This is a genomic window from Pseudomonas sp. GD04158, from assembly GCF_029834875.1.
Taxonomy (GTDB): domain Bacteria; phylum Pseudomonadota; class Gammaproteobacteria; order Pseudomonadales; family Pseudomonadaceae; genus Aquipseudomonas; species Aquipseudomonas hydrolytica.
The window spans coordinates 1-11,512 of the sequence record NZ_JAODYT010000099.1 but is presented as its reverse complement, the minus strand read 5'-3'; the positions used below and the strand labels follow the sequence as shown (position 1 = coordinate 11,512).

7 protein-coding genes are annotated in these 11,512 nt (G+C 65.8%); 4 read left to right on the top strand and 3 right to left on the bottom strand.

The genetic code is table 11. The features are described 5' to 3' along the window. The coding region (locus tag N7333_RS22210; protein WP_279859395.1) for a hypothetical protein at positions 1-101 on the bottom strand (101 nt) is incomplete at its 3' end. 22 nt (positions 102-123) lie between these two features. Then, complete coding sequence (gene gspE / locus N7333_RS22205; protein WP_279859393.1) at positions 124-1,611, bottom strand: type II secretion system ATPase GspE; 1,488 nt, start codon at positions 1,609-1,611, stop codon at positions 124-126. Positions 1,612-1,967: 356 nt separating this feature from the next. Here gspE and N7333_RS22200 point away from each other — a divergent pair, with 356 nt between their 5' ends. Beyond that, positions 1,968-2,609: a type II secretion system protein N gene (locus N7333_RS22200; RefSeq protein WP_003244431.1), complete on the top strand. Its 642-nt coding sequence runs from the start codon at positions 1,968-1,970 to the stop codon at positions 2,607-2,609. A 4-nt stretch (positions 2,610-2,613) separates the two neighbouring features. After that, a complete protein-coding gene (gene gspD, locus N7333_RS22195) occupies positions 2,614-4,551 on the top strand; it encodes a type II secretion system secretin GspD (RefSeq protein ID WP_003244430.1) in 1,938 nt (645 codons plus the stop codon). Positions 4,552-4,667: 116 nt separating this feature from the next. Here the strand turns inward: gspD and N7333_RS22190 are convergent, their stop codons facing one another. Next, positions 4,668-9,509 (bottom strand): NAD-glutamate dehydrogenase, encoded by a 4,842-nt coding sequence (locus N7333_RS22190; protein ID WP_003244428.1) that lies wholly within the window; start codon positions 9,507-9,509, stop codon positions 4,668-4,670. Positions 9,510-9,948: 439 nt separating this feature from the next. Between N7333_RS22190 and N7333_RS22185 the strand changes: the two genes are divergently transcribed. Together N7333_RS22185 and N7333_RS22180 are read left to right on the top strand one after the other, a co-directional pair. Beyond that, on the top strand, positions 9,949-10,908 hold the full coding sequence (locus N7333_RS22185; protein ID WP_003244426.1) for a MoxR family ATPase: 960 nt from the start codon (positions 9,949-9,951) through the stop codon (positions 10,906-10,908). Positions 10,909-11,014: 106 nt separating this feature from the next. Further along, the coding region (locus N7333_RS22180; RefSeq protein WP_279859394.1) for a DUF58 domain-containing protein at positions 11,015-11,512 on the top strand (498 nt) is incomplete at its 3' end.

The following is an 11,512-nucleotide window of genomic DNA, read 5'->3' as shown; positions in this document are numbered from 1 at the left end:
TCGCGCAACAACTGGCGCACCTGGCGCGCGCTGTCGGCCTCCAGCACGCCCTTCTGCTGGCGACCGCGCCCATCCAGGGCGATGTATTCGAAGGCAGCCATGGCTAGCTCTGATATCCGTTCATCATTCCTCGCGCGTCACCCGCAGCACTTCTTCCACCGTGGTCACCCCTTCGAGCACCTTGCGCCGGCCATCGTCGCGAATGCTCGGGCCGAGCGTGCGCGCGTGGCGGGTCATGTCCTGCTCCGAGGCGCGGCTGTGCACCAGGGTGCGCATGGTCTCGTCGAACACCACCAGCTCGTAGATGCCGGTACGCCCGCGATAGCCCTGCTGGTGGCACTGGGCACAGCCGCGCGCATGGTAGAGCGTCGGCGGCGGGCTGGCCGGCACGCCCAGCAGCGTACATTCGGCCGCATCGGCCGGATATGGTTCCTTGCACGCCGGGCACAGTACCCGTACCAGGCGCTGGGCCAGCACACCGAGCAGCGACGAGGACAGCAGGAAGGGCTCCACGCCCATGTCCACCAGACGGGTAATGGCGCCGATGGCGCTGTTGGTGTGCAAGGTCGAAAGCACCAGGTGACCGGTGAGCGAGGCCTGCACGGCGATCTCGGCAGTTTCCTTGTCGCGGATCTCGCCGACCATCACCACGTCCGGGTCCTGACGCAGGATGGCGCGCAGGCCACGGGCGAAGGTCATGTCCACCTTGGCGTTGACCTGGGTCTGGCCGATGCCTTCGAGGTGATATTCGATGGGATCCTCGACCGTGAGGATGTTGCGCGTGTGGTCGTTGAGGCTGACCAGACTGGCGTAGAGGGTGGTGGTCTTGCCCGAGCCGGTGGGGCCGGTGACCAGCAGGATGCCGTGCGGCTTGCGCACCGTCTCCTCCATCAGCGCGCGGTCCTCGGCGCGCATGCCCAGGTGCTGCAGCGACAGGCGCCCGGCCTGCTTGTCGAGCAGACGCAGCACCACCCGCTCGCCGTTGGCCGAAGGCAGCGTGGAGACGCGGATGTCCACCTCGCGCCCGCCCACCTTGAGCGAGATGCGTCCGTCCTGCGGCACGCGCTTCTCGGCGATGTCCAGCCGAGCCATCACCTTGACCCGCGAGACCAGCAGCGCCGCCAGCTCGCGCTTGGGCTCGAGCACCTCGCGGAGAATGCCGTCGACGCGAAAACGTACCACCAGGCGTTTCTCGAAGGTCTCCAGGTGGATGTCGGAGGCGTTCTCCTTGATCGCTTCGCCGAGGATGGCGTTGATCAGACGGATGATCGGCGCGTCGTCCTCCTGCTCCAGCAGGTCTTCGGTTTCCGGCACCTGGTCGGCCAGCGAGGCCAGATCGAAGCTGCCGCCGATGTCCTCGGCCAGCAGCATGGACGCCGAATCGTGCTGATAGGCCGTGCCCAGCACCTGGGCGAACTCGCTGGGAGCCAACAGCTGCAGCGGCAGTGCACGTCCGGCAAAGCGCTGCGCCTCGGCCAGCGCCACGGGGTCGCAATCGGCCCGATGGCCCAGGCAGGCCTGCCCCTCGTGGAGCATGAACACCACGCCGTGACGCTTGGCAAAGCTGAAGGGCAGGCGGCGCAGGGGAGTTTCGAGCAGCGAAGCGTTCATAAAGTGAGCCTTAAACGGAACCTTATCGCGAGTATTACAGCCCAATCTGACTGTTTGCCTCGCGCAGGGTTCTTTTCTGTAATGCTTATTGGATTACCTTTAACACATTGCCCAATGCAGCACATCCACCCCAGAAGGGGGATGCCAACGCAGCGTAGGCTGTTATGATCGGCCCGCGACGCACAGCACATAAAAACAACCAGGGTCTGTGAGACAAGTCGTCAGCGACGCCCAAGCGAAGTGGATAACCCGCGTATGCACAGCCCGAGGCTGAGCGAAACGATTTGCGGACCCGCGGCGGCACAGCGCAGACACTTGCCTACAGAGACTGAAACGTCGTTTTCGGAGTGACACACTTGCCCATCCCGGCCCTCCCTCAGCGCCTCAAGGACAATGCCCCGATCCTGATCGGCATGCTGGCGCTGACTGCCCTGAGCGTGAGTCTGGCCTGGCAGAGCGCCGAGCTCCTGCGCCTGGTACGCAGCCCGTTGCAGCAAAGCGCGGAACGCACTGCCAGCACCGAGCAGCAACGCGAGCAGGCGCCCATCGCCCAGCTGTTCGGTACCCCGCGCCAGGCCGATAGCGGCCCTCCTCCCGCCACCAACCTGCAGCTGACGCTGCTCGGCAGCTTCGTGCACAGCGACCCGCAACGCTCCAGTGCGGTGATCCAGCGCCAGGGCGGCACGGCCCAGCGCTATGCCGTCGGCGGGGAAGTCGACAGTGGCGTGCGCCTCGATGCGGTATACGCCGACCGCGTCGAGCTGCTGCGCAACGGCCGTCGTGAAAGCCTGGCCTTCCCTCGCCAGCAGAGCGGCCAGTACAGTCTGTATACCCCCCCGGACGAGGTCAGCGAAGACCCCGTCGAACAGCTCGACCAACTCGACCAGGACAATCTCGAGCAACTGCGTCAGCGCATGCAGGCGCTGCGCGAACAAATGGAAGCCTCCGGCACCCTGTCCGAAGACACCCCCTCCGATCAGCCCATGGAAAGCGACTGAACCGATGCACGCCCTCCGTAGCCGACTGACCCCCGCCCTATTCGCCGCCAGCCTGGCCACCGCGCCTGTGCCACTACTCGCACAGATCGAACAGGTGCCCAGCAGCGCCAGCCAGCAGGAAGAAAGCTGGACCATCAACCTCAAGGGCGCGGACATCCGCGAATTCGTCGACCAGATCGCCGCCATCACCGGGCAGACCTTCGTCGTCGACCCGCGCGTGAAGGGCCAGGTCAACGTGGTGTCCAACACGCCGCTGGGCTTGTCCGAGGTCTACCAGCTGTTCCTTTCGGTCATGGCCACCCACGGCTTCAGCGTACTGACCCAGGGCGACCAGGCGCGCATCGTGCCCAATGCCGAGGCCAAGGCCGAAGCCGGCGAAGGCCGCCCCGCCCCGGACCGCCTGGAAACCCGCCTGATCCAGGTGCAGCACGCGCCGGTGGCGGAACTGATTCCGCTGATCCGCCCGCTGGTGCCGCAATACGGCCATCTGGCCGCCGTGACCTCGTCCAACGCACTGATCATCAGCGACCGCAGCGCCAACATCGCGCGCATCCAGGACCTGATGCGCCAGCTCGACCAGAGCGGCGCCCAGGACTTCAGCGTGGTCACCCTGCAACACGCCTGGGTGATGGACGCCGCCGAGGTGCTCAACACCTCCATCGCCCGCGGCCAGGCCAAGGGCACCAGCGCCACCCAGGTGGTGGCCGACGCTCGCACCAATCGCCTGATCCTCCTCGGCCCGCCGGAGGCACGCGCCAAACTGGCCGACCTCGCCCGCTCGCTGGACAGCCCCTCCAGCCGCTCGGCCAACACCCGGGTGATCCGCCTGCGCCACAACGACGCCAAGTCGCTGGCCGAAACCCTCGGCGATATCTCCGAAGGCCTGAAGAACAAGGAGGGCAGCGAAACCACCGGTCGCCAGTCCAACATCCTCATCCGCGCCGACGAGAGCCTGAACGCCCTGGTGCTGCTGGCCGAGCCGGATCTGGTGGCCACCCTCGAAGACATCGTGCGCCAGCTCGACGTGCCGCGCGCGCAGGTGATGGTCGAGGCGGCCATCGTCGAGGTCTCCGGCGACATCACCGACGCCGTCGGCGTGCAGTGGGCGGTGGACGCCCGCGGCAGTACGGGCGGTCTGGGCGGGGTCAACTTCGGCGGCACCGGCCTGTCGGTCGGCACCGTGCTGCAGATCCTGCAGAGCGGCGAGATCCCCGAGAACACCACCCTGCCCGACGGCGCCATCATCGGCATCGGCAGCGACCGCTTCGGCGCGCTGATCACCGCCCTGTCGGCCAACAGCAAGAGCAACCTGCTGTCCACGCCCAGCCTGCTCACCCTGGACAACCAGAAGGCGGAAATCCTCGTGGGGCAGAACGTGCCCTTTCAGACCGGCTCCTACACCACCGATGCCTCGGGCGCCGGCAACCCCTTCACCACCATCGAGCGCAAGGACATCGGCGTGACCCTCAAGGTCACCCCAAGCATCAACGAAGGCGCCACCCTGCGCCTGGAGATCGAGCAGGAAATCTCCTCCATCGCTCCCAGCACCGGGCTCAACGCCCAGGCGGTGGACCTGGTGACCAACAAGCGCTCGATCAAGAGCACCATCCTCGCCGACGACGGCCAGGTGATCGTGCTCGGTGGGCTGATTCAGGACGACGTCACCCAATCCATCTCCAAGGTGCCGCTGCTGGGCGACATTCCCCTGATCGGCGGGCTGTTCCGCTCTACCCGCGACTCCCACGTCAAGCGCAACCTGATGGTCTTCCTGCGGCCCACGGTGGTCCGCGACGGTGCCGGTCTGGCGGCGCTGTCGGGCAAGAAGTACAGCGACATCCGCATTCTCGGCGATGGCAGCAACGGCCGCCCGAGCATCCTGCCCAGCCAGCCGGCGCAGCTGTTCGATGGCCAGGGCGCACCGGCGGTTGATCTGCGCGAGTGATCGCGGCGCACGCACCCGGCCGGGACTGTAAGCCGGCAAGCTGACGCCGCTTTTGCTAACCCCTGAAACGCAACAGGCCCCGCAGATGCGGGGCCTGTTGCGTTTCAGGCTGGGTATCAGGCGCTCTGCGCCAGATCCATCAGCTCGCGGTTGGCCACGGCGTACATGGCGTAGTCGGTGCCGGTGGCCGAGCGCAGCTCGGTCAGCATCGCCTTCCAGCGCTCCACCAGGCGGTGGTGCTGCTCCAGCCACAGCGCCACGCGTGCCTCAATCTCCTGCGGCCCCTCGGCCATCTGCAATACCGAGACGGTGATCGCACGCTGCTGCCAGTCCAGATCATCACGGAAGGCTTCGCGGGCCAGCGCCTGCCAGTTGGTCTCCACCGGCAGGTTGGTGATCTGCTGCAGGTACCAAGACAGCTCCAGCGCACCGCCGACGGCGAAGTAGGCGGTGGCCACCTCGCTGGCGTCCTTGCCGGTGACATCCGCCGCTTCGATGATCGGCAGCAGGGTGTACAGGTGGCTGGTACCGGCCACCACACGCGCCAGCTCTTCCGGCGTGCCGGCTTCGACGAAGCTCTGGTAACGCGCCAGCCACTGTTCGCGGGCCGGGCCTTCGAGCAGCTCGTCCAGACGACCAACCAGCGCCTCGATGCGCGGCGCGAAGTGCGCCACGTCGCGGGCGGCGTCCAGCTCGTTGCGGCGGCTGCGCAGGAACCAGCGGGTGGCACGGCGGCCCAGACGCATCAGCTCGTCCATCAGCTGCAGCTGCAGCTCGGCCGGCACCTTGTAGTCCAGCGCCTCGATCTGCGCCCACCAGTGCGGCAGGCGGAACAGGTCACGCACGATGACGTAGGCGCCGGCGACGTTGGCCGCGCTCATGCCGGTGGACTCCTTCAGGCGCTGCACGAAGGTGATGCCCATGTGGTTGACCAGGTCGTTGGCGATCTGCGTGCTGACGATCTCGCGCTTGAGGCGGTGACGGCGCATGGCGTCGCCGAACTTCTCGGTGAGAATTTCCGGGAAGGCGGTTTCCATCTCGCGTGCCAGGTAGTCGTCGTCCGGTACCAGGGACTTGAGCAAGGATTCCTTGAGGTCGATCTTGCTGTAGGAGATCAGCACCGACAGCTCCGGGCGGGTCAGGCCCTGGCCGTTGGTGGCGCGCTCGTTCAGCTCCTCGTCCGAGGGCAGGAACTCCAGGGCGCGGTCGAGCTTGCCGGCGCTCTCCAGCGCGTTCATCAGGCGCTTGTATTCGCCGACGCGCTCGCGGGCGCGGCGTTCGGCCAGCGACAGCGCCTGGGTCTGCTTGTAGTTGTTGCCCAGCACCAGCTCGGACACGTCATCGGTCATCTCGGCCAGCAGCTTGTTGCGCTGCTTCTCGGTCATGTCGCCGCCCGAGACGATCTCGCCCAGCAGAATCTTGATGTTCACTTCATGGTCGGAGCAGTCCACACCGCCGGCGTTGTCGATGAAGTCGGTGTTGCTGGCGCCGCCATGCAGGCCGAACTCGACGCGGCCGAGCTGGGTCATGCCCAGGTTGCCGCCCTCGCCCACCACCTTGGCGCGCAGTTCACGACCGTCCACGCGCAGCGCGTCGTTGGCCTTGTCGCCAACGTCGGCGTGGCTTTCCTTGCTGGATTTGACGTAGGTGCCGATACCGCCGTTCCACAGCAGGTCGACCGGCGCCTTGAGCAGCGCGTTGAGCAGCTCGGTGGGCGCCAGCTTGTCGGCGGCGATGTCGAAGCGCGCCTTCATCTGCGGGGTGATGGTGATGCTCTTGGCGCTGCGCAGGAAGATGCCGCCGCCTTCGGAGATCAGCTTGCTGTCGTAGTCGGCCCAGCTCGAACGCGGCAGGTCGAACAGACGCTTGCGCTCGGCGAAGCTCTTGGCCGCATCCGGGTTCGGATCGATGAAGATGTGCATGTGGTTGAAGGCAGCCACCAACTGCAGCTTGTCCGACAGCAGCATGCCGTTGCCGAACACGTCGCCGGCCATGTCGCCGATGCCGATCACGGTGACGTTGTCCTTCTGCACGTCGATGCCGCGCTCGCGGAAGTGGCGCTGCACCGAGACCCAGCCGCCCTTGGCGGTAATGCCCATGCCCTTGTGGTCGTAACCGGCCGAACCGCCGGAGGCGAACGCGTCGCCGAGCCAGAAGCCGTATTCGGCAGCGATGCCGTTGGCGATGTCGGAGAAGGTCGCGGTGCCCTTGTCCGCCGCCACCACCAGGTAGGGATCGTCGGCGTCGTGGCGTACCACATTGACCGGCGGCACCACCTCGCCTTCCTTGAGGTTGTCGGTGATATCCAGCAGGCCGCTGATGAAGATGCGGTAGCAGGCGATGCCCTCGGCCATCACCTCGTCACGCGAACCGCCGACCGGCATCTTGCGCGGCACGAAGCCGCCCTTGGCGCCCATCGGCACGATCACCGCGTTCTTCACCTGCTGCGCCTTGACCAGGCCGAGCACCTCGGTACGGAAATCCTCCTCGCGGTCCGACCAGCGCAGGCCGCCGCGGGCGACGTCGCCGAAGCGCAGGTGCACGCCCTCCACGCGCGGGCTGTAGACGAAGATCTCGAACTTCGGCACCGGCCGCGGAATCTCCGGGATCAGGCGCGGGCTGAGCTTGAAGCTGAAATAGGACTTGGCCGCGCCGCTGGCATCGGCCTGGAAGAAGTTGGTACGCAGGGTCGCCTTGATCAGGTCCAGGTAGCGACGCAGGATGCGGTCTTCGTTGAGTACGGCGACGTTGTCCAGCGCAGCCAGGATGGCCTGCTCGAGCTTCTGCTGCTTGTCTTCCAGATCCTCGGCGGTGAGCTTGCGCGCGAGGTAGAAACGGGTGCGGAACAGGCGCACCAGCTCCTTGGCGATATCGGCGTGATTGATCAGGGTCGAGGCGATGTAGCTGAGGTCGAAGCCCAGGCGGATCTGCTTGAGATAACGCGCATAGGCACGCAGCAGAGCGACGTCACGCCAGGGCATGGCGGCGATCAGCACCAGGCGGTTGAAGGCATCGTTCTCGGCATCGCCACCGACGATATGGATGAAGGCGTCCTGCAGCGTGTCATTGAGCTGCTGAATGTCGACATCCAGGCCTTCGGCGTAGGTGAAGGCGAAGTCGTGAATCCAGAATTCGCGGCCGTCATTGCGGCGCAGCTTGTAGGGGAACTCGCCGAGCACACGCAGGCCGAGGTTCTCCAGAATCGGCAGCACGTCGGACAGCGGCAGCGGCGTGTCGGCATGGTACAGCTTGCAGTGCAGCTGCTGATCGCCCTGCGCCAGCGGCTGGTAGAAGCTCATCACCAGCGGTTTGTCGTTGCTCAGGCTGAGCAGGTGCTGCATGTCCACCACCGCCGAATGCGGGGCGAAACGCTCGCGGTAGCCGGCCGGGAAACCGCCGGGGAACTCGGCCAGCACATTGGTGCCCTGGGCCTCGCCGAAGCTCTCCACCATCAGGCTGGCGTAGTCGTCCTTCCACGAACGGCAGGCCTGGATGACTTCCTTCTCCAGGCGCACGGGGTCGATCTGGGTCTTGTTCTTCGGGTCGACGCGCAGGATGAACTGCACGCGCGCCAGTACCGACTCGGAGAAGAAGGTCCAGAACTCGCAATCGGTGGCCTGCAGACGATCCATCAGCACCTGCTGGATCTTCAGGCGGGTTTCGGTGGAATAGACGTCGCGCGGCACGTAGGCCAGGCAGTAGCAGAAGCGGCCGTAGGGATCGCGGCGCAGGAACACGCGAATCTTGTTGCGCTCCTGGATCTGCACGATGGCCAGCGCGGTGTTGAACAGGTCGTCCACCGGGGTCTGGAACAGGTCATCGCGCGGCAGCACTTCCAGCACCTGGGCCAGTTCCTTGCCCAGGTGGGCGCTGCTATCGAAGCCCGAGCGCTGCTTGATCACGTCCACCTTGCGGCGAATGTAGGGGATGTTCCACACGCTCTCGGCGTACACCGCCGAGGTGTACAGGCCCATGAAGCGGCATTCCTTGACCACGTTGCCCTTGGCATCGAGTTCGCGGATGGAGACGAAATCCGGGTAGGCCGGACGGTGCACGCGGCTCGGTACCGCCGCCTTGGCGAAGGACAGCAGCTGCGGCTCGCGCAGGTAGGCCACGGCCTCCGGCTCGATGTGCAGCTCCTCGGCGGTCAGGCCGGTACGCAGGCGCTTGGACAGGCCGAGCAGGGACTTCTCGTCGTAGACCATGGTGCCGCCGTCGGCGCTGGGCGCGACGGTGAATTCCTCGTAACCGAGGAAAGTGAAGTGGTTGTCCAGCAGCCAGTTGAGGTAGACCTTGATTTCCTCGAGCTCGGCCTTGTCCACCTTGAGCTTGGCGCGATCCAGCCAGGCCAGCAGCTCGCGCGCCTTGGCCTTCATCGGCTGGAAGTCGGCGACGCTCATGCGCACATCGCCGAAGACTTCGTGAATGGCTTTTTCCAGGGTCTTCAGCTCGGCGGAGCTGGAGCAGCGATCGATCTCCAGGAACATCAGCGCTTCCTGCAGCACGCCCTCGCCCTGGGTACCCCGCGGGAGGATTTCCAGCAGTTCGCCGTTCGCGTCACGACGCACGCTGAACACGCTGTTCTGCAGGGTGTGAATGCTGTAGCCGCGACGGTTGAGCTCCATGCGCACCGAGTCGACCAGGAACGGAATATCGCCATGCAGAATTTCCACCGCCGTATGGGTGGACTGCCAGCCGTGCTTCTCGTAGTCGGGGTTGAAGGCGCGAACCTGCGGCGAGCCGTGATCGAAGCGCTCCAGCATGCGCCAGGCCGACAGCGTGCAGCCGACCAGATCGGACAGGCGCCGCTGGGTCAGCTCTTCGAGGGCGATGATGCCGAAGAATTGTTCGGCGAACAGGGCCATTTGTGGCAGTGCCTGCTCACTCACGTGCTGCGCCAGGGCCGCTTGCAGTTGGTGCTGGAAGTCGGCTTTGCTGGCCGCCGTAAAGAACGCCATGGTTTTGCTCCATTGGGCTGATGGTTCGACAGGAAGTCTGGATCGATGCCGCTCGGTGTTAGTTCAACGTTAGTCCATGAAGCGACAATGACATCTGCGAGTCGCATGCGGACCGGCGCGAGCCAAGCGACCGACTGGTCACATATAGCCGCTGAGCTTAACGAGGGATGGCCGACAACCGCTTGCGGCGCTGCGACATTTTCTTTCAAGGGCGCACCGAGATAGTGCGGATCGCTTGCAGATGACGGCCTGCGCAGGTGCGCAGGCCACCTGCACGCCGCTCTGCATCGGGCCAACTGTCGCCATCGGCCATTCCTGTGACCGTCCCGGCATAACGCAGGGCGCCATGCATAGCGGCTGAAGCGGCAAATGCATTAAAGTCGGCGGTCTGCATGCGAGGCAGCAGTCAGCCTCGCTCATCCGCCAGAAGAGCCCGACGATGGAACACCGTGAAGCGCTGGTCGCGTTACGCCAATTTCTTTCCTCCCAGATCCTCGGCCAGGAAAAACTCCTCGAACGCCTGCTGATCGCCCTGCTCGCCGACGGCCATCTGCTGGTCGAAGGTGCGCCCGGCCTGGCCAAGACCAAGGCGATCAAGGAACTGGCCGAAGGCATCGAAGGCGAGTTCCACCGCATCCAGTTCACCCCCGACCTGCTCCCGGCCGACATCACCGGCACCGAGATCTATCGCCCGGAGACCGGCAGCTTCGTGTTCCAGCAGGGGCCGATCTTCCACAACCTGGTGCTGGCCGACGAAATCAACCGCGCCCCGGCCAAGGTGCAGTCGGCGCTGCTCGAGGCCATGGCCGAGCGCCAGGTCTCGGTGGGCCGCAGCACCTACGATCTGTCGCCGCTGTTTCTGGTCATGGCCACGCAGAACCCCATCGAGCAGGAAGGCACCTACCCGCTGCCCGAGGCCCAGCTCGACCGTTTCCTGATGCATGTGAAGATCGGTTTTCCCGATGCCGCGGTGGAGCGCAAGATCCTCGCCCAGGCCCGTGGCGATGCGCTCAACGGCGAGGCCAAGCCCGAGCATCGGGTCAGCCAGCAGGCGGTGTTCGCCGCGCGCAAGGAGATCCTCGGCCTGTACATGGCCGATGCCGTGGAGGAATACCTGGTGCAGCTGGTGATGGCCAGTCGCACCCCGGCCAAGTACGACGCCGAGCTGGCCGACTGGATCGCCTACGGCGCCAGCCCGCGCGGCTCCATCGCCCTCGACCGTTGCGCCCGCGCGCATGCCTGGCTGGCCGGACGCGACTTCGTCAGCCCGGAGGACATCCAGGCGGTGCTGTTCGACGTGCTGCGTCATCGCATCATTCTGTCCTTCGAGGCCGAAGCCTCGGGCGTCGACCAGGATCGCGTGATCCAGCGCATCCTCGACGTGGTGGCGGTGGCTTGATGCAGCCGCGCCCCATGCGCTCGCCCCACGTAGCCCGGATGCAATCCGGGACTGATTGCGCGGCCTCCCCGGCTTGCATCCGGGCTACGGGCTGAAGCCCATGCAAATCCTGGCCAGCCACCCCGGCATCCATATCGATCTCGCCGAACTGATCGAGATGCGCCACCGCGTGCACGAGGTGCCGCTGTTCTCCACGCCGGCGCGGCGCAGCCCGCTGATCGGTCTGCACCACTCCAAGCTGCGCGGCCGTGGCGTGGACTTCGATCAGGTGCGCGTCTACCAGCCCGGCGACGACGTGCGCACCATCGACTGGCGCGTCACCGCGCGCACCCAGGAGCCGCACACCAAGCTGTTCCACGAGGAGCGCGAGCGCCCGATCTTCATCATCGCCGAACAGAGCCAGCGCCTGTTCTTCGGCTCCGGCCAGTGCTTCAAGTCGGTGCTGGCCGCGCGTGCCGCGGCGTTGATCGGTTGGGCCGCGCTCGGTCACAACGACCGTATCGGCGGTCTGGTGTTCGCCGACAACGAGCATCACGAGGTCAAACCGCGGCGCAGCAAGCAGAGCCTGCTGCAGCTGCTCAACCTGCTGGCCCGCGCCAATCAG

Bases quoted from the DNA above. Each gene is read 5' to 3' on its own strand.
- gspE (WP_279859393.1), bottom strand. From the start codon at position 1,611: ATGAACGCTTCGCTGCTCGAAACTCCCCTGCGCCGCCTGCCCTTCAGC.
- gspD (WP_003244430.1), top strand. From the start codon at position 2,614: ATGCACGCCCTCCGTAGCCGACTGACCCCCGCCCTATTCGCCGCCAGC.
- N7333_RS22190 (WP_003244428.1), bottom strand. From the start codon at position 9,509: ATGGCGTTCTTTACGGCGGCCAGCAAAGCCGACTTCCAGCACCAACTG.
- N7333_RS22185 (WP_003244426.1), top strand. From the start codon at position 9,949: ATGGAACACCGTGAAGCGCTGGTCGCGTTACGCCAATTTCTTTCCTCC.